The organism is Streptomyces sp. NPDC040718, assembly GCF_055593565.1.
Genome location: NZ_JBVIXO010000003.1, coordinates 345,951 through 370,356, shown reverse-complemented (window position 1 = coordinate 370,356; position 24,406 = coordinate 345,951). Strand labels below are relative to the sequence as shown.

Genomic DNA, 24,406 nt, shown 5'->3' with positions numbered 1-24,406 from the left:
CCGCGCGGGAGGCCCGCGGCCGCTTTGGGGAGCGGCCGCGGGCCGTTTCGCGTTCCCGTCCCCCGCCGCAACCGGGGGACGGAGCCTGTGGGGAGCGGCCGGCGGGACGGCGCCGGACGGCTCCCGGTCCGGACGGGTTGTCCCGTCCGGAGTCGTGGACTAGAAGCGCGCGTGGGCGGTGATGTCGGCCTGGAACTCCCCGGTCATCGCGGGGGTGACCGTCGGCCTGCACTGCGCGACGGCCGCCAGGTAGTCCTCCGTGGTGGCGCCGATCTGCGCGGCCGCCGCGCCGCGCGCGCCCACCGCCTCCAGGTCCCGTTCGAAGGACACCTGCGCGGCGGTCCGGGCGGCGTGCTCGATGTCGGCGGGGGTGAACAGCTCGGTCGCCGCCACCAGTGCCGCCACGTCCACGCCGGTCCGACCGGCCGTGTAGCGCGACCAGATCGCGGCGCGCGCCCCGGCGTCGGGGGTGCCGATGGGGATCAGGTAGTCGAAGCGGCCGGGCCGCAGGAAGGCCGGGTCGAGGGAGCGGATGGAGTTGGTCGCGCAGACCAGCAGCCGCTCGTCGCCCTCCCGGAAGCCGGGGATCAGCTTGAGCAGCTCGTTCGTCACGCCGTGGATGCCGCCCGGCTGGGCCGGCTCGGTGCGTACGGGCGCGATCTCCTCGACCTCGTCGATGAAGACGAGGACCCGCTCCAGCTCGGCGATCCGGGCGAAGGCGACGCGCAGCGCGGCGGCGAGGTTGCCCTCGTCGGCGAGGCGGGAGGGCAGCAGCTCGACGAAGGGCCAGCCCAGCCGGGAGGCGATGGCCCGGGCGAAGGTGGTCTTGCCGGTGCCGGGCGGACCGAAGAGGGTGATGGCGCGCGGCGGCCGGACCCCGTGCGCGGCGGCCCGCTCCGGTTCGGCGAGCGGGAGGACCACGCGCCGTTCGATGAGCTCCTTCTCCTTCTCCATGCCGGCGACCTTGGCCCACAGGTCGTTGGGCAGGAAGCGGCCGCCGAGGTCGTCGAGGAGGCCTGCCGCCGGCCCGTGCAGGGGCTCGGTCTTCTCGAAGTAGGCGACGGCGGGCTGCCGGGTGTAGCCGGCGTTGAGCAGCCCCTCGCCGAGCAGGTCCTCCTCGGGCAGCACGTAGGCGATCCGGCCGACGCGGGCGGCGATCAGGCGCCGTTCCAGCTCGACGAGGAGGGCGCTGGCCAGGCCCCGGCCGCGCCAGCCGGAGGCGATCGCGATCCGCATCACCCAGGCCCGCTCGCCGGTGACGCAGGCGAGGGCCGCGCCGATGGGGACGCCCTGGTGGACGGCGACGACGCAGGGCTGCCGGTCGGTCAGCGCGCTGATGCACTCGGCGAGCGAGAAGACGGACTCCTGGCCCAGTTCGGCCGTGGTGTCTATGAGATGGACCACCGCCGCGAGATCGCTCTCGCGGTAGTCGTGGATGAGCCAGTTCACTCGGTACCGCCCCTCGTTCGTGCTCCTGCGGCGAGGCTAGGGGCGGGCGGGCCCGCCGATCACGCACCGCGGTGCACAACAGCCGGTCGGGAAGTCCGCCGCGGCGTCCATAGACCGGTACCTTCCGCCGAAGCCGGCCGCCGGGGACCGGTGTGCCTTCGGGGTTTCCGACACATTCACAGCGGATTCACACGGAACACCGGGCTCCGGGCACAGTTTCGCCGGGGAGGCTCGGGTGCATGATCCCTCTCACCCTTCCCCGACCGGCCGGCCGCACCCGCTCCCGTGTCCGCGCCCGGCGGGCGGCGCGGATCCTGCTCGCGCTGACCTCGACGGCCGCCCTGCTGGGCCTGGACCTCCCCGAGGCCGAGGCGCTGCCCCCGCTCGGCGTGACCGTGCGCGCCGACGCCGACGCCACGGCGGCACGGGTGGGCGCGCTGTTCGCGGGCGGCACGGACGGCGGGCACTTCTGCACCGCCTCGGTGGTGCGCAGCGCGGGCCGCGACGTGATCGCCACCGCCGCGCACTGCCTGGGCCACCCGGACGGCACGGTCTTCGCCCCGGGCTACCGGGACGGGGAGGCCCCGTACGGGCTGTGGCGGGTGACCGGGGTGTACGCGGACCCGGCCTGGACCCGGGGGGAGGACCCGGACGCGGACATCGCCTTCGCGACGGTCGCCCCGGCGGACGGAGCGCGGACGCGGAACGTGGAGGACGTGGTCGGCGGCTTCCCGGTCGCCGCCGCCGGGCAGCCCGGGGACGTGACGGTGACCGTCGTCGGCTACCCCAGCACCGAGGAGGCCCCGCTGCGCTGCTCGAACGCGACGAGCCTGTTCTCCGCCACGCAGCGCCGGATCGACTGCCCCGCCCTCAGCGGCGGCACCAGCGGCAGCCCCTGGCTGGCGGGCGGCGCGCTGGCGGGGGTGCTGGGCGGCCACGAGGGCGGCGGCACGGTTCCGGAGGTCTCGTACAGCGCGGTCATGGGCGCGGGGGCACTGGAGCTGTACGCCCGGGCGGGGCGCTAAGGGGCCTCGAACCAGGTCGGCTCCTCCGTCAGGGAGAGCCGGATGCGGTCCAGGGCGAAGGCCTCCAGCGGGGGCAGGGCGTCCGGTGCGAACCAGGCCACGTCCAGCAGCTCGCCGTCGGCGGAGCGGGGTTCGCCGCCGGTGGCCCGGCAGCGGAAGGTGATGTCCTGGAACTGGCAGACGTCGCCGTTCGGGTAGGTGATGGGCGCGAGCATCTGGACGAGGACCACCCGCTCGGGGGCGCACCGCACGGCCGTCTCCTCGTACACCTCGCGCACCGCCGTCTCGGCGGGCTGTTCGTCCGGCTCGGCGATCCCGCCGACCAGGGACCACTTCCCGGTGTCGGCCCGGCGCCCGAGCAGCAGCCGGCCCAGGTCGTCGACGACGACGGCGGTGACGCCGGGCAGCAGGAGCAGCCGGTGACCGGCGCCGCTCGCCCTGATCTCGCGGATGTACTCGGGTGTGGTCATGCCGCGACCCTACGGGGCCGCGCGCCGGCCTCCGCCGCGGTACGGCGTCATGCGGCCCGGCGGGCGCGAACCCGGCGGGTCAGCACCAGGCCGAGCCCGCCCGCCGCGACGAGGAGCAGCGCGTACTCGGGCAGCGGGCCCAGGCGGGTGGCCGGGGTCTGCCCGGAGCGCAGCGGGATCTCGGCGACGAGGGCGTCGGCGGTGAACATCTCCGTCTGCTGCGTGACCTTCCCGTCGGGCTGGATGACGGCGCTGACCCCGCTGGTGACGGGGACGAGGACGGTGCGGCTGTGCTCGACGGCGCGGATCCGGTCCATGGCCAGCTGCTGGTAGGTCATCTGGGTCCGGCCGAAGGTGGCGTTGTTGCTGGGCACCGCGATGACCTGGGCGCCCGCCCGCACGGTGGAGCGGACGGCGTCGTCGAAGGCGGCCTCGTAGCAGGTGACCATGCCGACGCCGGTGCCCGCCATGTCGAAGACGCCGGGCTCCTTGCCGGGGCCGAAGTCGCGGCGGACCCGGTCCACGTCGGAGCTGAAGAGGCGGACGAAGGAGCGCATCGGGATGCGCTCGCCGAAGGGCTGGATCTTGCGCTTGTCGTAGGTGTCCGTGGGGCCCTTGACCGGGTCCCACAGGATCATCGTGTTGCGCAGCGGCCCCGTCTCGGGGGCCAGTACGGAGCCGATCGCGACGGGCACCCCGACGGCCTTGACCGCGTTGTCGATGACGGCGTGGGCGTCGGGCTGGGTGAACGGGTCGATGTCGGAGGAGTTCTCCGGCCACAGGACGAAGTCCGGCTTCGGGACGCGGCCCGCCTTGACGTCCTCGGCGAGCTGGATCGTGCGGTTCGCGTGGTTGTCGAGGACCTGGCGGCGCTGGGCGTTGAAGTCGAACCCGGCGCGCGGCACGTTGCCCTGGATGACGGCGGCCACGGCGGTGCCGTCCTCGGCGGCGCCGGAGACCAGCGGGCGGGCCGCGAGGCCCGCGCCGACCGGGGCGGCGACGGCGAGCGCGGCGAGGGCCGCGGCGCCGCGCCGGGGGTCGCGGCGGGAGGTGCGCAGGACCTCGTACAGGCCGAAGCCGCACAGGGCGACGCCGAAGGAGAGCAGCGGGGTGCCGCCGACGGCGGCGAGCGGGGTGAAGACGCCGTCGGCCTGCCCGAAGGCGAGCTTGCCCCAGGAGAACCCGCCGAAGGGGGCGCGGGCGCGCAGGGCCTCGCCCGCGATCCAGACGGCGGCGGCCCACAGGGGCCATCCGGGGAGCCGGCTGACGAGGGCGATGCCGAGGCAGGTCAGGCCGATGAGGAGGGCTTCGAGGGTGACGAGGGCGATCCAGGGGACCGGGCCGACGCCCTCGCTGGTCCATACGAGGAGCGGCAGCAGGAAGCCGAGCCCGGAGAGGAAGCCGAGGCCGAAGCCGGCCCGGGCCCGGCGGCCGCGCAGGCAGCCGGCGAGCAGGGCGAGGGCGAAGGGGGCCAGCCACCAAAGGGGGCGGGGCGGGAAGCTGAGGTAGAGCAGCACCCCGGCGGCTCCGGCCAGGGCGGAGCGCACCAGCCAGGCGGCCTTGTGCTCCCGCTGACGCGGGGAGGCGGCGGCTTCGGACGGGGCGACCGCCGCTGCTGGTCCGGCGGGCTGGGAGGGCTCGCTCTCGGCGGCGCGGGTGACACTGCTGCTCATCTGGCGGAGTGTACGTCCCCGCGCCCCAAGGAGCGGTAAGGAGCCGCCGCACCCCAGGGGGTGTCCGGGCGGTCTTCGTGGATCAGCCCACGTCGTGCGGCGCGGTACGTCGCAAAAAAAGGCGAAGGGCCGCGGCTCGTACTGGACGTACCTGCTCGGTCCGACAACGCGACGAGGTGCTGTGCCGGGCGGCGTGGGCCCGCGAAGATCGCCCGGACAGGGCCTAGCGGGCGAGGGTGCGCAGGTGGGCGCGGATGACCCGGACGGCGTTCTCCGCGTCGTCGACGGTGACCGTGAACAGCTTGCCGTCGCCGAGCCGCAGCTCCACGCCCTCGCCGCGCCGGACGACGACGGCGGTGCCCATGTCGGGGCGCCAGCGGTAGCCCCAGCCGCCCCACTGCTGGGGGGTGATGCGGGGGCGGAACTCGGCGGAGGCGACCTCCGCGAGCCGGATCCTGCGGCGCGGCAGCCCGATGTGGCCGCAGCGCACTTCCAGGGCCTCCGCGTCGACGGTGACGGCCACGTGCACGAAGGCGAGGGTGCCGTAGAGGATGAGCAGCCCGACCGCGAGGCAGCCGATCACGGACATCAGCAGCGGAACGAACCCGGCGGTCCAGGAGTTGTCGACGGCCAGCTCCACCCCCAGCGCCAGGCAGGCCGCACCGGCTGCGGCCAGCAGCCACTGCGCACGGTTGGAAGCCCGGCCCGTCCAGAGGGGGCCTGGGGGGTGACCCGTCATGAGCAGCAGCGTACCCACGTTCCGCATCGGCGCCACCACCTCTGCGCCACCCGGCGCATCGTCCTCGGACGGCTGGCGCCTGCCCGCGCCCGGCCCTCCCAAACGACGGCCGACACCCCTAGGCCGGGAGCAGGCCGATCAGGGCGTCGCGGAGTGCCGGGCGGCGGGTGGTCACGAAGCGGTGCAGGGTCCTGGAGCCGAGGGCCACGCGCTGCGCGCTGCGGCGGCGCTCCGCGTCGTAGGCGCGCAGGGCCGCGGGGAGGCCCGTACGGCCGTGGGCGGCGACGGCGCGGGTGAGGGCCTCGGCGTCGAGGAGGGCGGTGCAGGCGCCCTGGCCGAGGTTGGGGGTCATGGCGTGGGCGGCGTCGCCGACCCCGTCGGCGCCGATGACGAGGTCGGCGTCGAGGGTGCGGGGGTCGGTGAGCCGCTGCCCGTATTCGACGTCCGCGCCGCCGAGCCGGCCGAGTTCGGCGGGCAGCGCGTCGATCAGGTGGGGCCGGGAGACGAGCAGCTCGGGGCGGCCGGCCTTGCGTTCGACGCGTTCGAGGGGGAGGGCGGCGGGCACCCTGCCGTCCGGGCGCCGGATGTGCGCCCGGCGGTACGGGAGGGCCCGTGCGCGGAGGGCATCGCCGAGGCCGAGCCGGTCCAGGGCGGACTGGGCGGTGGGGTGGATCCCGAAGGCGGTGCCGTAGCGCTCCAGGGCGGTGCGGCCCTCCAGGACGCGTACGGTCCAGCCGGCGCGGCGGAGCCCGATGGCGGTGGCGAGCCCGCCGACGCCCGCGCCGACGACCACGGCCGTGCCGTTCGCGCCGTTCCTGCCGTTCTTGCCGTGCCGGTCGTTTGCCATGACGTGCCCCTCGATCCGCCGGACGAGCAGAACCGAACCACCACAACCGTGGTACCCCGCCCGTGGTACCACGGTTGTGGTTATCCTGGCAACGTGAATCAGGACCGGAGGGACCGGCTGCGGGACGCCGCCGTGGCGGTGCTGGCCAAGGCGGGCGGGCGCGGGCTCACCCACCGGGCCGTCGACGCCGCCGCCGAGGTGCCGCTGGGCACCGCCAAGAACTACTTCCCGAGCCGTGACGCGCTGCTGCGGGCCGTGGCCGAGCGCTGCCTGGAGCAGTACCGGGCCGTGGCCGCCGCCCTGGCGGGAGCCGGGCCGGGGCCGTCGGACCGGGAGGGGCTGGCGGCTCTCCTGGCCGGGCTGCTGCGGAACGTGGCCGGTCCGGGGCGCCCGCGCGTGCTGGCCTACCTGGAGCTCCAGACCGAGGCCACCCGGCGGCCCTGGCTGGCCGCGCTGCTGGACCCGATCGCCGCGGGCGACTTCGCCGCGCACCGGGCCCTGCTGGCCGGGGCCGGCCTCCCGGCCGGGACCGAGCAGACCCGCCCCCTCACCCTCGCGCTGCACGGGGCGATCCCGCACCTGCTGGCGGGCGCCCCGGGAACCCTGGCCGCGGCCGGGCTCGACGACCTCGACGCCTTCGCGCGCGGCCTGCTGGCGGCCGTGTGCCCCGAGGGGACGCGGACCCCGTGACGATCAGCCGGCTGGACCGGGCCGAGGGAGCCGTACTGGGCTCGGCCGCGGGGGATGCGCTGGGGGCTCCGTACGAGTTCGGGCCCGCGGGCCTGCTGAGCGCGCGGGGCGAGGAGATGTGCGGGGGCGGCGGCTGGGATCCGGGGGAGGCGACGGACGACACCCAGATGGCGGTCCTGGTGGCCGAGTCCCTGCTGGAGCACGGGGGTCTCGAACTCCCGGACGTCTTCGCGCGGTTCCGGCGCTGGGCGGCCGGGCAGCCCAAGGACATCGGGCTCCAGACCGAGGACGTGCTCACCAACGGCCTGCCCTGGGACCTGGCCGCCGCCGTCCACTTCCAGGTGAACGCCCGGGCGGCGGGCAACGGTTCCCTGATGCGGGCCGCCGGCTCGGCGGTGTACTTCGCGTCCGCCGGGCGCGAGGCCTCGATGGACGCGGCCCGGCGGATCGCGGCCCTCACCCACGGGGACCGGGCCGCGTGGGAGGGCACCGCCCTGCTGCACGAGCTCGTACGGGTGGCCCTGGACGGCGGTGACCCGCTGGCCGCGCTCCCGGAAGCCCTGGCCGCGGTGCACCCGGACCACCGCGACCGGTACGCCCGCGTCCTCGCCCCCGACTGGCATCCCGGCCTGGCCACCGAGTTCAACGGCGCGGTGTGGCCCTGCCTGGGCTCGGCGGTGTGGGCCCTGCGCACGGCCGGCGGGTTCGCCGATGCCGTGCGGGCCGCCGTGGACCTGGGCGGGGACACCGACACCGTCGCCGCCGTGACCGGGACCCTGGCCGGCGCCGTGTACGGGCAGGCGGCGGTCCCGGAGCGGTGGACGGGCCCGCTGCACGTGCCGCTGCCCGGCTTCGGCGACCGGGTCCTGGACGCCGAAGCCCTGCGCGCCCTGGCCCGGCGGCTCGCCTGCTCGGGCTGAGCACGGCCGGCCCGCCGGCGGGGCGGAACCCGGCCCGGCCGGAACGCCGGGCCGGGCCGGTCCGGGGGTCAGCCGCAGCCGCAGCCTCCGCAGCCGCCTCCCCCGCAGCCGTCGCCGCCGCAGCTTCCGCCGCCTCCGCCGCAGCCGGCCGCGGTCGTACCGGCGGTCCCGCTCGCCGTGGCCCGCTTGGCGTCCTTCTTGCGGTCGGCCTGCCTCCGGAGCCGCTCGGCCTCCCGGCGGAGCGCCTCCTCCCGCTCCCGGCTCCCCCGGGTCGTCTCCCGGTAGGACACCCCGGCCGGGGTCCACGGGCCCAGCCCGTGCCGCCGCCGGGGCAGCAGCGGGGCGCCGGCGACCTGGCAGGAGATGCTGCCGTGGTCCTCGTGCACGGCGTACTCCAGGACGACCTCAGCCCCCTCCCGCGGCACCCCGTGGAGCAGCGCCTCGAAGGGTTCGGCGCGGGCGTCGACGTCGTGCAGCCCGCCCCGCGGCAGGCCCTCCGTCCCCGCGGCCAGCAGCCGTGCGGGCCTGACCGTGTCCCGGTCGCGCGGGCGGTAGCAGAGCAACGGCCGGCCGGCCGTGTCGTCCGCGTCCGGCAGCAGCCAGAAGTGCCCCGAGGGGGAGATCCGTACGCCGACGACCAGCACGGGCTGGTCGCCCTCGTACAGCCGCCGGGTGGCCAGATCGGCGGCCCAGCCCCGGCCCAGCAGGGTGCTCCCGAGCGCCAGCAGGACCAGGGCCACGCGCTGCTGGCCGACCGCGTCGTACGGGAGGTCTACGGGACCGGTTCCAAGGTCCCCGACCAGGCCGTCCACGAGGATCCCGGCGGCGACGAGGCACAGGAGGGCCCCGACGATGATCCGCGTGTTCCCCCGCCGCTCCTGTCCCGGCGGCAGCCTGTCGGGGAGCGGGTGGCGGGCAGACCCGGCGGCGGCGAGGGCCAGCCGCTCCTGCGCACGCCGGGACCGCAGCCGCAGCAGCGCCCCGGCCAGCGCCCACGCGGCGGACAGGCACACGAGGACGGCCCCGGGTCCCCGGGAGACGGCGGCGGCGGATTCCGCCACGAGTACGGCGGCGGCCACCGCGGCCGCGGCGGGCAGGAACCGGTACCAGAGGGGCAGGGCCACCAGCAGCACGGCCGCCGGATAGAACCGCCACGCCGTGCCCACCGGACCGGCCGGTCCCCCGTCGCGGAGGATCAGCACGAGTGAGACGGTCACCAGGACAGCGAGGAACCAACTCCCCGCAACAGGGGCGAAGATGACCGGGGTCCGGGCCTTGCGCCAGCGCTCGGACTCCTCAACGCCCCATGTCCGCACATCACTTGCCGGTATCACCCCGGCGGGAAGGTGCTTGGCATAGGCAATCACAGGCCCAGTATGCGAGCCCGCCCCGGAAGGCGTAACCGCGTTTTGCCGCCCGCCGCGTCAGTGCAGGTGGGCCTGCTCCCGCTCGACGAGCAGCCGGCCTTCGGCGTAGCCGAGGGCGGCGTCGGGGAGCGCGGAGGTCCGCCCGCTGTGCAGCACGGTCAGCCCGCCCGTGCGGGGCAGTCCGGGCGCGGGTTCGAGGCCGATGCGGCGCAGCGCCTGCACGGCGACGGCCTCGGCGGAGCCGTGGTACACCAGCTCCGCTCCCTCGGTGCGGACGGCGAGGGCGGCCCGGATGGACTCCTCGACGAGCTCGTAGTGGGTGCAGCCGAGGACCACGTCCGTGACGTCGGCCGGGGTCAGTGCCGCGGCGGCGGCGACCGTACGGGCGACGGCGTCCTCGTCGCCGTACTCGACGGCGTCGGCGAGGCCCGGGCAGGGCACCTCGGTGACGTGCGCCCCGGCGGCGAAGTCGCGGATCAGTCCGCGCTGGTACGGGCTGCCGGTGGTGGCGGGGGTGGCCCAGATGGCCACCCGCCCGCCGGCGGCCGCGGCGGGCTTGATCGCCGGGACGGTGCCGATGACGGGGATGCCGGGCTCCAGCTCGGCCCGCAGGGTGTCCAGGGAGTGCACGGAGGCGGTGTTGCAGGCCACGATCAGCGCGTCGGGGCCGAGGGCGGCGGCGGCGCGGGCGACGGCGCGGGCACGCTCGGTGAGGTCGGCGGGCGTACGGGGCCCCCAGGGCATCCCGTCGGGGTCGGAGGACAGCAGCAGATCGGCGTCGGGCCGCAGCCGACGCGTCGCGGCGGCCGCAGCGAGGAGGCCGATTCCCGAATCCATGAGCGCGATCTTCACCCGGTCACTTTAGTCGACGCGCCCGCCCCGCCCGCGATCCCCCGCCCCGCGGACCCGCGCCCGGCAGGCGCCCGGCACGCTCGGCCCGCTCCCGACTCGCGCCCCGACTCGCACCCCGACTCGCCCGGAAGACCGGGACACGCCCCCGCCCCTTCGGCGACACTGCCGCCATGGGCCTCCTCATCGCCGCCTGCGCGTCCCTCGCCGCCTGGCTCTGGCTGACCCTCGCCCAGGGCATGTTCTGGCGCACCGACGTCCGCCTGCCCCCGCGCGCCGCCCCCGCCCGGTGGCCCTCCGTCGCCGTCGTCGTCCCGGCCAGGGACGAGGCCGGGGTGCTGCCCCTGAGCCTGCCCTCGCTGCTCGCCCAGGACTATCCCGGCGAGGCGCGGATCGTGCTGGTGGACGACGGCAGCACGGACGGCACGGCCGCGCTCGCCCGCCGCCTGGCCGCCGAGCAGCCCGGGCTCCCCCTCACCGTGGTCACCCCCGGAGACCCCCCGCCCGGCTGGACCGGCAAGCTCTGGGCGCTGCGCCACGGCATCGCCCACGCCCGCACCGCCGCGGACCGCGAGCCCGGGTTCCTGCTGCTCACGGACGCCGACATCGCGCACGAGCCCGACAGCCTGCGGGAGCTGGTCGCCGCCGCGACCAGCGCGGACCTCGACCTCGTCTCGCAGATGGCGCGGCTGCGCGTGGCGGGCTTCTGGGAACGGATCGTCGTACCGGCCTTCGTGTACTTCTTCGCGCAGCTGTACCCCTTCCGCCGGATCAACCGCCCGGCTTCCCGGACGGCCGCGGCGGCCGGCGGCTGCGTGCTGCTGCGGACCGGGGCGGCCGTGCGCGCCGGGATCCCGGACTCGATCCGGCAGGCCGTCATCGACGACGTCTCGCTCGCCCGGGCCGTCCAGCGCTCGGGCGGGCGGATCTGGCTGGGGCTTGCGGAGCGGGTGGACAGCGTGCGCCCGTACCCCGCCCTCGGGGACCTGTGGCGGATGGTGTCCCGCAGCGCGTACGCCCAACTGCGCCACCGGCCGCTGCTGCTGGCCGGGACGGTGGCGGGGCTGGCGCTGGTGTACCTGGTCCCGCCGGCGGCCCTGTTCGCGGGGCTGGCGGGCCCGGCCTCGGCGGCGGGCACCGCGACGGCCTGGGCCGGGGGGCTCGCGTGGCTGCTGATGGCGGGGACCTACCTGCCGATGCTGCGCTACTACCGGCAGTCGGCCGCGCTCGCCCCGCTGCTGCCGGTCACCGCGCTGCTCTACCTGCTGATGACCGTCGACTCGGCCGTCCAGCACTACCGGGGGCGCGGGGCCGCCTGGAAGGGCCGTACCTATGCCCGCCCGAGTGACGCCTGAAACCGGACCGGCGGCGGAATCGGGGAGTTTCTCCGCCTGAGGAGGCGTCATCCGAGGTCACCGCGTTGTGACGCCGCGTCAGCGCGAGGTGCCCGCAAGGGCCGACCGGCGAGTACGAGTAGCACCAAGACGGGGCGGAAGTGACGAATCGTGCAGGTGAACGTCAAGTGAAAGCTGTGGCGCTGACCTGGGAATATGCAGGTCAGGGCGGTGTTGGCGACACCTGGCTATGGACCCGGTGAAGTCGTGGGCTTAACTTGTCTCCCATGACCTCCCCCCGCTCCACTTATGGCGGCGGTTACTACTCCGCGCCCTCCTTCCCGGACACCCCCATCTACGACTCCCTCGTCGCCGAGCGGGGTACTCCGCAGATCGCCCCGATCCGCGTTCCGGCCGCCTACGAATACCCCAGTGCCGGTTACTCGAGCGGTGGTTTCCTGCCGGCCCTGCCCTCGTCCATGCCCGCCCTTCCGCCCGCGGCGCCCCAGCTGCCGGCACCCTCGTACGGCTACGGATATCCGCAGCAGGCCGCGCCCCAGCCGCAGCAGATGCCGGTTCCGCTTCAGCACGCGCCCGCCCCGTACATCCCGCAGCAGCAGGCCGCGGCCCGAGCCGGCTACGCGCCGCAGCCGCAGCCGCAGCAGCCCCGTCCGGCCGCCATGGGCACCGGGTACGAGGCCATGCGCCCGGCGGCTCCGCGCCCGATGGCGCCCATGGCGCCCATGGCGCCCATGGCACCGATGGCCCCGATGGCGCCGGCCATGACCCCCACCATGGCGCCGGTGGCGTCCGCGGCGGGCGTCCCCTCGTACGAGGACCCGTACGGCCGCCAGTACCAGCAGCGCGCCTACTGACCCGGCCGTCGGCGGTGACGCCGGCGTCCCGCGCACCGTGTGCCGTGCACGCGGTCGTCGGGGGGCCGGCGGGGGCCTGTGGGGGAGCTGCCACAATGCCCCCATGTCGAACTTGTATGTCCAGTCGCTCCACGTCCATCCCGTCAAGTCGGTGGCGGGGACCGCCCCCGACGAGATCGTCGTGGAGCCCTGGGGGCCGGCCGGGGACCGCCGCTGGGCCGTGGTCGACACGACGGGCGCGGTCATCACCCAACGCCAGCAGGCGCGGCTGGCGTTGGCCTCGGCACGCCCGCTGCCGGGCGGACGGATCGAGCTGGCGGGACCCGGCATGCCCGGTCTCGTCGTGGAGGTGCCGGAGCCGGGCCCGCTGGAGCCGGTCGTGCTCTTCGGCAAGAAGGTCGAGACGGTGGTCGCGGCGTCCGCCGCCGCCGAGTGGTTCACCGCCTACCTCGGCCGGCCCGCGCGCCTCGTGCACATGGACGACCCGGCCGTGCGCCGGCCCGTGGACCCCGACTACGCGCTGCCCGGGGAGACCGTCAGCCTCGCCGACGCCTACCCCCTGCTGCTGGCCACCAGCGCCTCCCTGGACGCCCTCAACGAACTGATCGCCCAGGGCGACCACCCGGAGGAGGGCCCGCTGCCCATGAACCGCTTCCGGCCCAACCTGGTGGTCGGCGGTCCCGCCGCGGCCTGGGCCGAGGACGGCTGGCGGCGCATCGCGATCGGCGAAGCGGTCTTCCGCGGGGTCCGCGAATGCGGCCGCTGCATCGTGACCACCACCGACCAGCTGACGTCGGAGCGCGGGCGGGAGCCGCTGAAGACCCTGGCCAGGCACCGCCGGATCGGGAAGTCGCTGGCCTTCGGACGCCAGCTGGTGCCGGTGGTCACGGGCACGGTCCGGGTGGGCGACGAGGTACGCGTCCTGGAGTGACCGCGCGCCCGCCGCACACGGAGGTCCCGACCCCGCCGCTGACCACGGGGGGCAGACGGAATGACACCTTCGAGGGGCTCGTGGCATCCAGTGGAACCAACGGGCCGCGCGGGGCCGTTGGAGCATTCAGGACGGCAGACGAAGACGTGGACCGGGCATGGGGCAGGGGGAGCCGGACCGTGCGGACAGCAATGGGTGTGTGGCGCTGGCGGCGCAATCCGCTGCGCAGGCCGACCGATCTCTTCGAGGCGTGGGTGGCGTTCGCCGCGCTGGTGTGCGTACTGCTGGTGGCCCCGGCCGTCGGCTGGGCGGCGGGCCTCCAGGTGGACGGGACCCTGCAGCGGGCCGCGCGCGAGCAGCGGCACGAGCGGTACCTGGTCCCGGCAGTGGTGGTCCGGCCCGCGCCGGGCGGGACCGCCGGGGCGGCCGCCGATCCGTCGGCGCAGCGTCAGGCGCCGGAGCGGACGCGGATCGTGGCCTCCTGGACGGCACCCGACGGCAGCAGCCACCAGGGCACGGTCCCGGCGGCGGAGGAACCGCCGCGGGCCGGCGACCGGTTCCGGATATGGACCGACATCCGGGGCCGGCTGGTGGGGCAGCCGCTCGACCCCGCCGCCGCCTCGTTCCACGCGGGTGCCGCCGGCCTGGCCGCCGCGCTCACCGCGGCCGCGCTGGCGGAGACGGTCCGGCGGCTGGTCGTACGCCGGCTCATGCATCGGCGGTACACGCGTCTGGACCGGGCGTGGGCGGCGGCGGGACCGGACTGGGGCCGGGCGGGCGCGGGCAGCTGACCTGGCCGCTCACCGGCCCGCCGCGCGCTACCGTGGAGCCGGAGGCCGGGTCGCTTCAGTCTCTTCAGCCGCTTCCGCAGGTCCGGCAGCGCGAGTACCAGGGTGGGGGCACGACAGCACGATGGCTCAGGGCACGGTCCAGGTGACGCACGGCGGGGCCTCGCGGTGGCGGCGGCGTTCCGGGGAGTATCCGACGCTGACCGCCGCGCTCGCCGCGGCGGGCGACGGGGACGTGCTGTCCATCGCCCCCGGCACCTACCGGGAGAACCTGGTCCTGCGTCATGCCGTCACCCTGCGCGGGCCCGAGGGGGCGGTGGCCGGGTCGGTGCGCATCGCCCCGCTCGACGGGGTCGCGCTGACCGTCCGCGCCTCGGCCGTGGTGCAGGACCTGTACCTGGAGGGTGCGGACCGGGCGGCGCCCGCGCTGCTGGTCGAGGAGGGCTCGCCCGAGCTCACCGACCTGCGCGTGCACACCCGGTCGTCGTCCGGCATCGAGGTGCGCGGCGGGGCCCGGCCCCTGGTGCGCCGGTGCACGGTGGAGAATCCGGCCGGGGTCGGGATCTCCGTCCTGGACGGCGGCGGCGGGGTGTTCGAGGAGTGCGAGGTGGTCGTCGCCGGGCAGGCCGGGGTGTCGGTGCGCGGCGGGCACCCGCGCCTGGAGCGCTGCCGGATCCACCACGCCGTCGGCGCGGGCATCGCGGTCACCGGTGAGGGTTCGGGGCTGGAGGCGCTGGGCTGCGAGGTGTACGAGGTCAAGGGCGCCGGCGTGCAGATCGCCGCGCGCGCAGCGGCCCGTCTGACCGACTGCGCGGTGCACCGTACGTCCGCCGACGGGGTCACCCTCGACACCGACGCGGTGCTGACGCTCGCCGGCTGCGACATCCACGACATCCCGGAGAACGCCGTCGACCTGCGCTCCCGTTCGGTGCTCACCCTCAGCCGCACGACGGTGCGCCGGTTCGGGCGCAACGGCCTGTCGGTGTGGGATCCGGGGACCCGGGTCGACGCCGAGTCCTGCGAGATCCACGACAGCACGGGCGACTACCCGGCGGTGTGGGTCAGCGACGGGGCCACCGCCTCGCTGGACTCGTGCCGGCTGCACGACGTGCCGGACGCGCTGTTCGTACTGGACCGGGGCTCGCGGGTGGACGTGGTCGACAGCGACCTCTCGCAGGTGCGCAACACGGCCGTCTCGGTCAGCGACGGGGCGAGCGCGCAGCTCGACGACTGCCGGATCCGGGAGGCGGGCACCGGCGCGTGGTTCCGCGACCACGGCAGCGGCGGCTCCCTCGCCAACTGCACCATCGACGCCGTGCAGACGGGTGTGATCGTCACCAAGGGCGCCGATCCGGTCCTGGAGCGGTGCACGGTCACCTCCGCCGCCGAGGCCGGGTTCTACGTGTCGGCGGGCGGCCGGGGGACCTTCACCGCCTGCCGGGTGACGGGCAGTTCCGGTTTCGGCTTCCACGTCATCGACGGCTGCCGCACGGCCTTGGCCCGGTGTCACACCGAGCGCTGTGCGCGCGGGGGCTACGAGTTCGCGGAGGACGGCCCGCTCGCCGAGGGGTGCACCGGCGACGAGGGCGGTACGGGCCCGGGGGCGCGGGCGGCGGGCGGCGCGCTCGCGGGGGCGCAGCCGGGGAGCACGGGTCCGCGTACGGCAACGGCCGCCCAGGGCCTGCCGGGACGGCCGGCGGACGCGGTGCCTGCCGCGCGGGCCGGGGACGGGCCGGATCCGGCCGGGAGCCCTGCCGCCCCGCAGGCCGGGGCCCCGGCTGCGGCGGGGGCCCCGCCGGGCTCGGGCGAGGTGCTGGGGCAGCTCGACGCGCTGGTCGGGCTGGACAGCGTCAAGCGCGAGGTGCGGGCCCTCACCGACATGATCGAGGTCGGGCGCCGGCGGCGGCAGGCGGGCCTGAAGGCGGCTTCGGTGCGCCGGCACCTGGTCTTCACGGGCTCCCCCGGCACGGGCAAGACCACGGTCGCCCGCCTGTACGGGGAGATCCTGGCCTCGCTCGGGGTCCTGGAGCGCGGCCACCTGGTCGAGGTGTCGCGGGTGGACCTGGTCGGCGAGCACATCGGGTCCACGGCGATCCGTACGCAGGAGGCCTTCGACCGGGCGCGGGGCGGGGTGCTGTTCATCGACGAGGCGTACGCGCTGGCCCCGGAGGACTCGGGGCGGGACTTCGGGCGCGAGGCGATCGACACCCTGGTGAAGCTGATGGAGGACCACCGGGACGCGGTGGTGGTGATCGTCGCCGGGTACACGGAGGAGATGGAGCGGTTCCTGACCGTCAACCCGGGGGTGGCCTCGCGGTTCTCCCGCACCATCACCTTCGGGGACTACGGGCCGCAGGAGCTGCTGCGGATCGTGGAGCAGCAGGCGGAGGAGCACGAGTACCGGCTCGGCGAGGGCACCGGGGAGGCGCTGCTGAAGTACTTCACGGAGCTGCCCAAGGGCCCGGCCTTCGGCAACGGCCGGACCGCGCGCCAGACCTTCGAGGCGATGGTGGAGCGGCACGCGGGCCGGGTCGCGCAGCTGGCCGACCCGGGTACGGACGAGCTCACCCTGCTGTTCGCGGAGGACCTGCCGGCCCTGCCCGCGGAGTGCTGATCCACCGTCCGGCGGGGGGACATCTGACCGATGGTCAGCTATGGTGGCGCGGCGTACGTCCGCGCCACGCCGCACACTCGCCCCAGGGGGTAACGCCATGGCCCGCCGACTCCGCCCCGTGGGGCTGGACTTCATCGAGCACGCGCCGGTGCGGCCCGCCTTCACGACCCTGACCGCGGCCCCGCCCGAAGCCGTGTACCGGGCGCTCGCGGACGAGGTGACGGGCTGGCCCGCCTGGTTCCGCGCGGTCACCCTGGCCCGGCCGACCGGGGGCGGCACGGGCAGGGAGGTACGGCTGATGGGCGGGGTCCGCTTCCAGGAGACGGTGGTGGCCGCCGACCCCGGGCTGCGCTACGCGTACCGGGTCGACGAGACCAACGCCCCGGGTGTGAGCGCCCTGTTGGAGGAGTGGCTGCTGGCTCCGGGGCCGGACGCCTCGGGGACCCTCGTCCGCTGGACCTTCGCCGCCGACGGCCCGGCCCCCTTCCGGCTGGCTCTGGCCGCGGCCCGCCCGGGCCTCGGCCGTGCCTTCCGTACGGCGGTGCGCGCGCTGGACGCCCGCCTCGCGGCGCGCACCACCCCCTAGGGAGGGCCTCAGGCCTCGGGCTCGCGCCAGTCGCCGGTCTCCAGCAGGGTCTGGATGGTCTTGGCGTACGGGGCGACGTCGAGGCCCTGGGCCGCCAGCCACTCGTCCGAGTAGTACTTGTCGAGGTAGCGGTCGCCCGGGTCGCAGAGCAGGGTCACGACGCTGCCCTTGCGGCCCTCCGCCACCATCTCGGAGACGATCTTCAGGGCGCTCCACAGCCCGGTGCCCGTGGAGCCGCCCGCCTTGCGCCCGATGGCCTGTTCGAGGGCGCGGCAGGCGGCGACGGACGCCGCGTCCGGCACCTTCATCATGCGGTCGATGGCGCCGGGCACGAAGCTGGGCTCCATCCGGGGCCGGCCGATGCCCTCGATGCGCGAGCCGCAGTCGCTGCTCGCGTGCGGGTCGTGGTTGGTCCAGCCGTCGAAGAAACAGGAGTTCTCCGGGTCCGGGACGCAGATGCGGGTGTCGTGCTGCATGTAGTGGACGTAGCGGGCGATGGTGGCGGAGGTGCCGCCGGTGCCGGCCGTCGCCACGATCCACGCGGGCTCGGGGTAGCGCTCCAGGCGCAGCTGCTGGTACATCGACTCGGCGATGTTGTTGTTGCCGCGCCAGTCGGTGGCGCGCTCGGCGTAGGTGAACTGGTCCATGTAGTGGCCGCCGGTGCGGGCGGCCAGGTCGGCGGACTCCTCGTACATCTTCATCGAGTCGTCGACGAAGTGGCATTCGCCGCCGTGGAATTCGATGAGCCGGCACTTCTCCGGGCTGGTGGTCCTCGGCATGACCGCGATGAACGGGACGCCGATCAGCTTGGCGAAGTACGCCTCGGAGACCGCGGTGGAGCCGCTGGACGCCTCGATGACGGGGCGGCCGGGGCGGATCCAGCCGTTGCAGAGGGCGTAGAGGAACAGCGAGCGCGCGAGGCGGTGCTTGAGGGAGCCCGTCGGGTGGGTGGACTCGTCCTTCAGGTACAGGTCGATGCCCCACGCCTCGGGCAGCGGGAAGCGCAGCAGGTGCGTGTCGGCGGAGCGGTTGGCGTCCGCCTGGACCTTGCGCACGGCCTCCTTGAGCCAGGCCCGGTAGTCGGCGTCGCTGCGGTCGATGTCGACCGTCGTCGCCGCCGTGCTTCCGGCCGTGTTCGAGGCCGGTGTACCGGTGGTACCGGTGGTGCTCATGCGCCTTGCTCCTTTGTCGGTTCCAAAGCCCCCTCCTTTCGAAATGTACCCCCCTCACCTGCACAAATGATTACTTTGGGTTTCCATGCGGATCGCTTTCGGTCGCATCCTCGGGCGTTCGGTTGCAAGCGGCGCCACTGTGGGTGACCCTGGTGATTGCGTCACCGAGGGTGCAGCACCCGTAACAATGATGTCGGGGAGTCGCAGCCGTGATCAGTCATTCCCGCAGGCACTGCGTCGTCGAACTGCAGGCCCTGCCAGCGCGGATCGGCCAGGTCCGCAGAATCATCTCCGCGCAACTGCGCCACTGGCAGCTCGACCCGCTCATAGACCGGGCTGCGCTCGGCGTGACGGAGCTGCTCAGCAACGTCCACCGCCACGCGCAGCCGGACAAGGTGTGCACGGTCGAGATCGAACTCCGCCTGGGGCGGCTGACCGTCTCCGTCCACGACAGCGATCCGCGGCTGCCCGTCCGCCGGGCGGCCGACGACCTGGAGACCTGCGGGCGCGGCCTGGCGCTCGTCGAGGCGGTCAGCGAGGCCTGGGGGGCCCGGCACCGGCCGGACGGGCCCGGCAAGGTGGTCTGGTTCTCCATGCGGGCGGCCCCCGCACCTCCGGCGCCGGCGCGCACGGTCAGTATCGGCGTGAAGAAGACCGTACGGAGAACCGCCCGCCCGGTACTCGCCGCCGTCGACGCACAGGCCGTCGTGACGGGCGTGCCGGCGTCGGTCACGGTCGGCGCCAGGCCCGGCTGACTCCCCCGCGGCCACCCCGCCCCCGGACCCGGCCCGGCAGCCCCCGCGCCCGCCCCGGCCCCGCCGGAAGGGCGCCCGCGCGGCTCAGGCCGCCGCGCCCAGCGCCCCCAGCGGATCGTCCAGCACGGGCTGCCACGCCAGCTCCGCCGCCCCGACCAGGCTGTTGTGGTCGAGGGTGCACGGCAGGATCGGCACGCCCCCGCTGCGCCCCCACAGGCTGCGGTCGGCGACCACCGCGCGCAGCCGCTCCGGGTCGGCGTACAGCAGCTCCCGGTGCAGCCCGCCGAGGATGATCCGGTCCGGGTTAAGGATGTTGACCAGGCCCGCGAGGCCCAGCCCGAGCCGGTCGATGAGCTCCTCGGCGGCCGCCCGGACCGACGGCTGCGCGTACTCGGCGCGCAGCAGGTCCCGCGCCTGCGCCAGCAGCGACACCTCGGGGCCGGGCGTGCGGCCGGCCGCGGTCAGGAACGCCAGCGGGTCGGCCTCCACGTCCAGGCAGCCGCGGCTGCCGCAGTGGCAGGCCCGCCCCTCGGGGTTGACGGTGAGGTGGCCGACCTCCAGGGCCAGGCCCGCGCTGCCGCTGTGCAGCCGGCCGTCGAGCACCAGCGCCCCGCCCACCCCGCGGTGCCCGGTGGCGACGCAGAGCAGGTGCTGGGCGCTGCGGCCCGCGCCGTGCCGGTGCTCGGCGAGCGCGGCGAGGTTGACGTCGTTGCCGGTCAGGGCCGGCCCGTCGATGCCGGCCGCCTTCACGCGCTCGGCGAAGATGGCCCGTACCGGGGAGCCGGGCGGCCAGGCCAGGTGCAGCGGGTTCAGGGCGGTCCCCTCGGGCTCCGCGACCGCCGAGGGCACGGCGAGGCCCGCGCCGACGCAGCGCCGCCCGGACTCGGCGAGCAGGCGGGCGCCCGCGTCGACGACCGCGCCGAGCACCTGCGCGGGATCCGCGGAGACGGTGAGCTTGCCGGGCGCGGTGGCCACGATGCGCCCGCCGAGGCCGACCAGCGCCGCCCGGAACCCGTCGGGGTGGACCTGAGCCGCCAGCGCCACGGGGCCGTTCTCCTCGACGGCGAGGCGGTGCGAGGGCCGGCCCTGGGTGCCGCCGGCGCCGCCGGGGCGGGAGTCGACGCGGATCAGGCCGAGCGCCTCCAGCTCGGCGGCCACGGCTCCGGCGGTGGCGCGCGTGACGCCGAGCTCGGCCGTGAGCACCGCCCGGGTCGGGGCCCGGCCGGTGTGGACGAGCTCCAGCGCCGGGCCGAGTGCGCCGCGGCCGCGCTCCAGCCTGGTCCTCGCGGACGCCCCCGACGCCGTGCTCTCGTCCCCCGCCCCCAGCGGGGCCCCGTTGCCGTTCATGAGGGGATCCTCGCATGATCGGGGGCCGCCCCTCGCCCCGGCTACGGGTCGAGGCCGCCGACGCGCAGGGTGATGTTCAGGCGCCCGGTCAGGCCCAGCTCCGGCGGGGCGGTGCCGGGCAGGACCTTCGGCACCCCGTGGTAGGCGAGCCGGCTCGGGCCGCCGAAGACGAACAGGTCCCCGCTGCGGAGCTCGACGTCCCGGTACGGGCGGCCCCGCGAGGCGGTGTTGCCGAAGCGGAAGAGGCAGGAGTCACCCAGGCTGAGCGAGACCACCGGTGCCCCGGACCGCTCCTCGGCGTCGCGGTGCATGCCCATCCGGGAGTCGCCCTCGTAGAAGTTGACCAGCGCGATGTCGTACGCCTCCGCGGGCGGCGGGGGCGTCCCGTACGCGGCGGCGACGGCCCGCCGTCCCAGATCGGCGAGCCACGCGGGCATCGGCTTGACCGGCGCCCCGTCCCCGTCGACGGCGGTGCGCGCGTAGGCGTACGGGTACCAGTGCAGGCCCAGGCACACCTGCCGGGCGGTCATCGTCCCGCCCCCGGGGGTGCGTACGGTGCGCAGCCCGGCGGGCGGGCGGGCCCACTCCCGGCAGGCGTCGAGGAGCTCGCGCTGGTGCCGGGGCCCGAGCCAGTCGGGCAGGTGCACGGCGCCGGGTGCGATCTCGGTCCGCTCGCGCGGGAAGAGTTCCCCGCGCTGCGGGTCCCCGTGCGGCGGGAGTTCCCCGTCCATCCTTCCATTGTCGGGGGCGGCTGGCAGACTCGCGGCATGAAGATCACCGAATTTGTGGAGACCCTGGCCCGGGAGGGCGAGCTGCTCGCCGATCAGGCCGAACGGGCGGGTACGGACACCGTCGTGCCCACCTGTCCCGAGTGGCGGGTGGCCGACCTGCTGCGGCACACCGGTGCGGTGCACCGCTGGGCCGCCGGGTTCGTACGGGACGGCCTGGTGGAGCGGGTGCCGTTCCCGGAGCCGCCGGAACTGGCGGGGGCGGAGCTGCTCGCCTGGTTCCGGGAGGGGCACGCGGAGCTGGTCCGGACCCTGGCGGAGGCGCCGGAGGGGGTGGCCTGCTTCACCTTCCTGCCGACGGCGCCCCCGTCGCCGCTGGCGTTCTGGGCGCGGCGGCAGGCGCACGAGACGACCGTGCACCGCTTCGACGCCGAGTCCGCGCGGGGGACCGCCTTCTCGGCGGTGGCCCCGGAGTTCGCGGAGGACGGGGTGGACGAGCTGCTGGCCGGCTTCCATGCCCGCCCGAGCAGCCGGGTGCGGACCGAGGAGCCCCGGGTGCTGCGGGTCCGGGCGGCGGACACGGGCGCGGTGTGGACGGTCCACCTGTCGAAGGAGCCGGCCCGTACGGTGCGCGGCGACACCGGCGAGGAGCCGGACTGCGAGGTGGTCGGCGAGGCGGCCTGGCTGTACGCGGCCCTGTGGAACCGGCTCCCGCTCGCCGGTCCGGGCGTGCGCGGGGACGAGTCGCTGGCGCGGCTGTGGCAGGAGACGGCGGGCATCTGACGCGGTCAGCCCGCCGGGGCCGGGCCGCCCCGGGTGGCCGCGTAGGCGGTCTGCGGGCGGAACTTCCAGGAGGGGCTGGTGTCCCAGGGGTTGGGCATGGCCCCGCTCGTCGCGTAGGCGTACCCGGCGCCGCGGCTGAAGGCGGTGCCGAGGGCGGTGCGCATCGCGGCGGTGTCCGGGACCTCGTGGACGAGGTGCCAGAACGCGGTGCCGCTCGGGTCGAGTTCGGTGCCCGGGCGGTAGCCGCCGCGGGCGTCGAACACGTTCCCCTGCCAGCCGCCCCCGGTGTACGCCGCGTACGTGTCCTCGTAGGTGACGAAGACGTCGGCCGTGCGGTGGCCCGGTTCGAGGTAGCAGTCGGCGATGGCGGTGCCGGGGTTGTTGACGACGAGGTCGTCCACGTCCGGGTCGGCGGCGTGCATGGTGTCCTGGACGTAGCGGCGCAGGGCGGCGTAGTGGTCGCGGGTGGCGTTGCCGGGGCCGCAGTCGCGGCTGACGACGTCGAAGAAGATGCCGTCGACGTGGAGCCGGCCGCCGTCTTCTCCTGCGGGCTTCAGGTAGTTGTCCACGGAGGCCTTGACGGCCGCGAGGTCCCGGTCGCCGTGGTCGGTGTGGACGTAGCCGAGGACCTTGGTCTTCTCTCCGGTGGCGGTGGTGCCGGCGCGCAGGGCGTCGGCGCGGGCCCGCCACGGGCCGTCGAAGGGGGCGTCGCCGTTGCCGGGGTTGAGGACGACCACGGAGGCGGCGGGGGTGGTCGCGGTGAGGGCGGTCAGCATCGGGTCGCCGGCCCAGGCGTAGGCGGGGACGCCGATCTCCAGGCCGCGCTCGCCGGGTATCCGGGGAGCGGGCGCCGCGGACGGCTCCGCCTGTCTCGCGGAGGCGGGTACGGCCGGCGCCGGGGCGGCGAGCAGCACGATCACGGCGACGGCGTACAGGGCCTTCAGTACGCGGGCGGGAGCCACGGCTGTTCCTCCGGCTGCGGCGGGGGCGGGGTCCCGAGGAACACTAGGCGCGCGGAAACCCGGTGAAGGCCGAACCACCCGGATTGGTATGAGGAACAGACAAGCGACTCGTCACCATGGCCGGGTGCGGCCCGAGGCCGGCCCGGTCACACCGCGGGCAGCCCGACCGAGTGCGCGAGCTGCCCGGCCGCGTGCGCGAAGAACGCCTCGCGCTCCTCGACGACCCGGTCGAACTGGCCGAACAGCTCGAAGGAGACGAGGCCGAGGAGCTGGGCGCAGGCCGCGACCAGGGCGGCCGTCACCGCCGGGGGCAGCCCTTCCGCGAAGTCGGCGGTCATCCGGTGGGCTTCGGGGCGCAGGACGTCGGGCAGGGGCGGAAGGGCGAGGCCGCGGCCTTCGTAGGCGGTGCGCAGGATGCCGATGAGGACGTTCGCCACGCGGGAGGCGGGGGCGACGGTGTCGAGGGGGGCGGTGTAGCCGGGGACCGGCGAGCCGTAGATGAGGGCGTACTCGTGCGGGTGGGCCAGCGCCCAGGTGCGCACGGCCTCGCACACCGCGGTCCAGCGGGCGCGGGGGGCGGAACCGGCGGCGAGGGCGGCGGCGTCGGCGGCTTCGGCGGCGGCGCCGAGGCTGTCGTAGGCGTCGATGATCAGCGCGGTGAGCAGCTCGTCACGGCTGGGGAAGTAGCGGTACAGGGCGGAGGAGACCATGCCCAGCTCGCGGGCGACGGCGCGCAGCGAGAGTTTGGCGGCCCCCTCGGCGGCGAGCCTGCGGCGCGCCTCGTCCTTGATGGCGGCGGTGACCTCGATCCGGGCCCGTTCCCTGGCTCCTCGCACGGTGCTCATGCGGATCAGTGTGCCATGCGGCCGGAGCAGTGCACAGGAACGGGATCGCCGATCCATTCAGAGAGCACTGCTCTTGTTTTGGTGCGCCGATCCGTGCACACTGATCTCAAGCGAGAGCAGTGCTCTCGAAATCCCGCGCTTCGGAGGCCACCATGAACGCGTCCACCCCCTACTACGTCCAGGCCGGCCCGTTCGCCGTCCGGTTCAACGCCCTCTTCGGCAAGCTCGCCCGCCTCGGCATCAGCCTGGCCGGCACGGCCGAGCTGTCGGTGCGCGGCCGCACCTCCGGCAACATGCAGCGCATCCCCGTCAACCCGCACACCTACGAGGGCGAGCAGTACCTCGTCTCCGCCCGCGGCCACTCCCACTGGGTCCGCAACATGCGCGTGGCGGGCGGCGGCGAGCTGCGCGTCGGCCGCAAGGTCCGCACCTTCACCGCCGAGGAGCTCACCGACCCGGCGCAGAAGGCCGCCGTGCTGCGCGCCTACCTGGAGAAGTGGGGCTGGGAGGTCGACCGGTTCTTCCAGGGCGTCACCGCCGAGTCCACCGACGCCGAACTCCGGGCGGCCGCCGGGGACCACCCCGTCTTCCGCATCACGGTGTCCCGCTGACCGGCCCGGCCCTCCCCCGCCGCCCCTCCCCCGCCGGCCCACCCCC

Annotated in this window: 24 protein-coding genes; 12 read left to right on the top strand and 12 right to left on the bottom strand. The window is 75.5% G+C overall.

Annotated elements, in window-relative coordinates; all coding sequences use genetic code 11:
• Positions 1 to 159: 159 nt before the first annotated feature.
• Positions 160 to 1,449: an ATP-binding protein gene (locus tag ACZ597_RS10415; protein WP_471327638.1), complete on the bottom strand. Its 1,290-nt coding sequence runs from the start codon at positions 1,447 to 1,449 to the stop codon at positions 160 to 162.
• A gap of 239 nt (positions 1,450 to 1,688) precedes the next feature.
• On the opposite strand from ACZ597_RS10415, the gene ACZ597_RS10410 reads away from it, so the two are divergent.
• Positions 1,689 to 2,474, top strand: a complete 786-nt coding sequence (locus ACZ597_RS10410; RefSeq protein ID WP_471327635.1) for a trypsin-like serine peptidase — start codon at positions 1,689 to 1,691, stop codon at positions 2,472 to 2,474.
• On the opposite strand, the gene ACZ597_RS10405 is transcribed toward ACZ597_RS10410, so the two are convergent.
• The 4 genes from ACZ597_RS10405 to ACZ597_RS10390 all read right to left on the bottom strand — a co-directional run bounded on the left by ACZ597_RS10405 (position 2,471) and on the right by ACZ597_RS10390 (position 6,203).
• Positions 2,471 to 2,944: an NUDIX hydrolase gene (locus ACZ597_RS10405; protein ID WP_471327632.1), complete on the bottom strand. Its 474-nt coding sequence runs from the start codon at positions 2,942 to 2,944 to the stop codon at positions 2,471 to 2,473. The genes ACZ597_RS10410 and ACZ597_RS10405 overlap by 4 nt on opposite strands.
• Positions 2,945 to 2,991: 47 nt before the next feature.
• Positions 2,992 to 4,617 (bottom strand): apolipoprotein N-acyltransferase, encoded by a 1,626-nt coding sequence (gene lnt / locus ACZ597_RS10400; protein WP_471327629.1) that lies wholly within the window; start codon positions 4,615 to 4,617, stop codon positions 2,992 to 2,994.
• 223 nt (positions 4,618 to 4,840) lie between these two features.
• Complete coding sequence (locus ACZ597_RS10395; RefSeq protein WP_471327625.1) at positions 4,841 to 5,356, bottom strand: hypothetical protein; 516 nt, start codon at positions 5,354 to 5,356, stop codon at positions 4,841 to 4,843.
• Positions 5,357 to 5,474: 118 nt separating this feature from the next.
• The gene (locus tag ACZ597_RS10390) at positions 5,475 to 6,203 is read right to left on the bottom strand and encodes an FAD-dependent oxidoreductase (RefSeq protein WP_471327622.1); all 729 of its coding nucleotides are present in this window, start codon (positions 6,201 to 6,203) and stop codon (positions 5,475 to 5,477) included.
• A gap of 93 nt (positions 6,204 to 6,296) precedes the next feature.
• Here ACZ597_RS10390 and ACZ597_RS10385 point away from each other — a divergent pair, with 93 nt between their 5' ends.
• Entirely contained in the window at positions 6,297 to 6,893 is a 597-nt protein-coding gene (locus ACZ597_RS10385) for a TetR/AcrR family transcriptional regulator (RefSeq protein WP_471327620.1), read from the top strand.
• A gap of 2 nt (positions 6,894 to 6,895) precedes the next feature.
• Positions 6,896 to 7,813 (top strand): ADP-ribosylglycohydrolase family protein, encoded by a 918-nt coding sequence (locus tag ACZ597_RS10380; RefSeq protein ID WP_471327964.1) that lies wholly within the window; start codon positions 6,896 to 6,898, stop codon positions 7,811 to 7,813.
• A gap of 68 nt (positions 7,814 to 7,881) precedes the next feature.
• On the opposite strand, the gene ACZ597_RS10375 is transcribed toward ACZ597_RS10380, so the two are convergent.
• Together ACZ597_RS10375 and ACZ597_RS10370 are read right to left on the bottom strand one after the other, a co-directional pair.
• On the bottom strand, positions 7,882 to 9,030 hold the full coding sequence (locus ACZ597_RS10375; protein ID WP_471327617.1) for a hypothetical protein: 1,149 nt from the start codon (positions 9,028 to 9,030) through the stop codon (positions 7,882 to 7,884).
• 207 nt (positions 9,031 to 9,237) lie between these two features.
• A complete protein-coding gene (locus ACZ597_RS10370) occupies positions 9,238 to 10,032 on the bottom strand; it encodes a glutamate racemase (protein WP_471327615.1) in 795 nt (264 codons plus the stop codon).
• Between the two features lie 170 nt (positions 10,033 to 10,202).
• Here ACZ597_RS10370 and ACZ597_RS10365 point away from each other — a divergent pair, with 170 nt between their 5' ends.
• From ACZ597_RS10365 to ACZ597_RS10340, 6 genes are all read left to right on the top strand, one after another.
• On the top strand, positions 10,203 to 11,384 hold the full coding sequence (locus ACZ597_RS10365; protein ID WP_471327613.1) for a glycosyltransferase: 1,182 nt from the start codon (positions 10,203 to 10,205) through the stop codon (positions 11,382 to 11,384).
• 266 nt (positions 11,385 to 11,650) lie between these two features.
• Entirely contained in the window at positions 11,651 to 12,238 is a 588-nt protein-coding gene (locus tag ACZ597_RS10360; protein ID WP_471327610.1) for a DUF6643 family protein, read from the top strand.
• Between the two features lie 103 nt (positions 12,239 to 12,341).
• The gene (locus ACZ597_RS10355; RefSeq protein WP_471327608.1) at positions 12,342 to 13,169 is read left to right on the top strand and encodes an MOSC domain-containing protein; all 828 of its coding nucleotides are present in this window, start codon (positions 12,342 to 12,344) and stop codon (positions 13,167 to 13,169) included.
• Between the two features lie 179 nt (positions 13,170 to 13,348).
• Positions 13,349 to 13,960, top strand: coding sequence for an Rv1733c family protein (locus ACZ597_RS10350; RefSeq protein WP_471327605.1), 612 nt, complete (start codon positions 13,349 to 13,351; stop codon positions 13,958 to 13,960).
• 121 nt (positions 13,961 to 14,081) lie between these two features.
• Positions 14,082 to 16,571: a right-handed parallel beta-helix repeat-containing protein gene (locus tag ACZ597_RS10345; protein ID WP_471327602.1), complete on the top strand. Its 2,490-nt coding sequence runs from the start codon at positions 14,082 to 14,084 to the stop codon at positions 16,569 to 16,571.
• A gap of 97 nt (positions 16,572 to 16,668) precedes the next feature.
• Positions 16,669 to 17,157, top strand: coding sequence for an SRPBCC family protein (locus ACZ597_RS10340; protein WP_471327600.1), 489 nt, complete (start codon positions 16,669 to 16,671; stop codon positions 17,155 to 17,157).
• A gap of 8 nt (positions 17,158 to 17,165) precedes the next feature.
• Here the strand turns inward: ACZ597_RS10340 and cds1 are convergent, their stop codons facing one another.
• A complete protein-coding gene (cds1, locus tag ACZ597_RS10335; RefSeq protein ID WP_471327598.1) occupies positions 17,166 to 18,329 on the bottom strand; it encodes an L-cysteine desulfhydrase Cds1 in 1,164 nt (387 codons plus the stop codon).
• Between the two features lie 209 nt (positions 18,330 to 18,538).
• On the opposite strand from cds1, the gene ACZ597_RS10330 reads away from it, so the two are divergent.
• A complete protein-coding gene (locus ACZ597_RS10330; RefSeq protein WP_471327595.1) occupies positions 18,539 to 19,084 on the top strand; it encodes an ATP-binding protein in 546 nt (181 codons plus the stop codon).
• A gap of 84 nt (positions 19,085 to 19,168) precedes the next feature.
• Here the strand turns inward: ACZ597_RS10330 and ACZ597_RS10325 are convergent, their stop codons facing one another.
• On the bottom strand, positions 19,169 to 20,431 hold the full coding sequence (locus tag ACZ597_RS10325) for an ROK family protein (protein ID WP_471327593.1): 1,263 nt from the start codon (positions 20,429 to 20,431) through the stop codon (positions 19,169 to 19,171).
• 41 nt (positions 20,432 to 20,472) lie between these two features.
• Positions 20,473 to 21,162: an alpha-ketoglutarate-dependent dioxygenase AlkB family protein gene (locus ACZ597_RS10320; RefSeq protein WP_471327590.1), complete on the bottom strand. Its 690-nt coding sequence runs from the start codon at positions 21,160 to 21,162 to the stop codon at positions 20,473 to 20,475.
• A 36-nt stretch (positions 21,163 to 21,198) separates the two neighbouring features.
• On the opposite strand from ACZ597_RS10320, the gene ACZ597_RS10315 reads away from it, so the two are divergent.
• Positions 21,199 to 21,942: a maleylpyruvate isomerase family mycothiol-dependent enzyme gene (locus ACZ597_RS10315; protein ID WP_471327587.1), complete on the top strand. Its 744-nt coding sequence runs from the start codon at positions 21,199 to 21,201 to the stop codon at positions 21,940 to 21,942.
• 5 nt (positions 21,943 to 21,947) lie between these two features.
• On the opposite strand, the gene ACZ597_RS10310 is transcribed toward ACZ597_RS10315, so the two are convergent.
• Both ACZ597_RS10310 and ACZ597_RS10305 read right to left on the bottom strand, forming a co-directional pair.
• Complete coding sequence (locus ACZ597_RS10310; protein WP_471327585.1) at positions 21,948 to 22,904, bottom strand: spherulation-specific family 4 protein; 957 nt, start codon at positions 22,902 to 22,904, stop codon at positions 21,948 to 21,950.
• A gap of 146 nt (positions 22,905 to 23,050) precedes the next feature.
• The gene (locus ACZ597_RS10305) at positions 23,051 to 23,749 is read right to left on the bottom strand and encodes a TetR/AcrR family transcriptional regulator (RefSeq protein ID WP_471327582.1); all 699 of its coding nucleotides are present in this window, start codon (positions 23,747 to 23,749) and stop codon (positions 23,051 to 23,053) included.
• 152 nt (positions 23,750 to 23,901) lie between these two features.
• Here ACZ597_RS10305 and ACZ597_RS10300 point away from each other — a divergent pair, with 152 nt between their 5' ends.
• Complete coding sequence (locus tag ACZ597_RS10300; RefSeq protein WP_471327579.1) at positions 23,902 to 24,360, top strand: nitroreductase/quinone reductase family protein; 459 nt, start codon at positions 23,902 to 23,904, stop codon at positions 24,358 to 24,360.
• Positions 24,361 to 24,406: the final 46 nt, after the last annotated feature.

Coding starts and splice junctions, on each gene's coding strand:
- ACZ597_RS10390 (WP_471327622.1), bottom strand. CDS start 6,203: ATGGCAAACGACCGGCACGGCAAGAACGGCAGGAACGGCGCGAACGGC.
- ACZ597_RS10345 (WP_471327602.1), top strand. CDS start 14,082: ATGGCTCAGGGCACGGTCCAGGTGACGCACGGCGGGGCCTCGCGGTGG.
- ACZ597_RS10320 (WP_471327590.1), bottom strand. CDS start 21,162: ATGGACGGGGAACTCCCGCCGCACGGGGACCCGCAGCGCGGGGAACTC.
- ACZ597_RS10405 (WP_471327632.1), bottom strand. CDS start 2,944: ATGACCACACCCGAGTACATCCGCGAGATCAGGGCGAGCGGCGCCGGT.
- ACZ597_RS10410 (WP_471327635.1), top strand. CDS start 1,689: ATGATCCCTCTCACCCTTCCCCGACCGGCCGGCCGCACCCGCTCCCGT.
- ACZ597_RS10355 (WP_471327608.1), top strand. CDS start 12,342: ATGTCGAACTTGTATGTCCAGTCGCTCCACGTCCATCCCGTCAAGTCG.
- ACZ597_RS10325 (WP_471327593.1), bottom strand. CDS start 20,431: ATGAACGGCAACGGGGCCCCGCTGGGGGCGGGGGACGAGAGCACGGCG.
- ACZ597_RS10305 (WP_471327582.1), bottom strand. CDS start 23,749: ATGAGCACCGTGCGAGGAGCCAGGGAACGGGCCCGGATCGAGGTCACC.
- lnt (WP_471327629.1), bottom strand. CDS start 4,617: ATGAGCAGCAGTGTCACCCGCGCCGCCGAGAGCGAGCCCTCCCAGCCC.
- ACZ597_RS10395 (WP_471327625.1), bottom strand. CDS start 5,356: ATGACGGGTCACCCCCCAGGCCCCCTCTGGACGGGCCGGGCTTCCAAC.
- ACZ597_RS10365 (WP_471327613.1), top strand. CDS start 10,203: ATGGGCCTCCTCATCGCCGCCTGCGCGTCCCTCGCCGCCTGGCTCTGG.
- cds1 (WP_471327598.1), bottom strand. CDS start 18,329: ATGAGCACCACCGGTACCACCGGTACACCGGCCTCGAACACGGCCGGA.
- ACZ597_RS10300 (WP_471327579.1), top strand. CDS start 23,902: ATGAACGCGTCCACCCCCTACTACGTCCAGGCCGGCCCGTTCGCCGTC.
- ACZ597_RS10340 (WP_471327600.1), top strand. CDS start 16,669: ATGGCCCGCCGACTCCGCCCCGTGGGGCTGGACTTCATCGAGCACGCG.
- ACZ597_RS10360 (WP_471327610.1), top strand. CDS start 11,651: ATGACCTCCCCCCGCTCCACTTATGGCGGCGGTTACTACTCCGCGCCC.
- ACZ597_RS10315 (WP_471327587.1), top strand. CDS start 21,199: ATGAAGATCACCGAATTTGTGGAGACCCTGGCCCGGGAGGGCGAGCTG.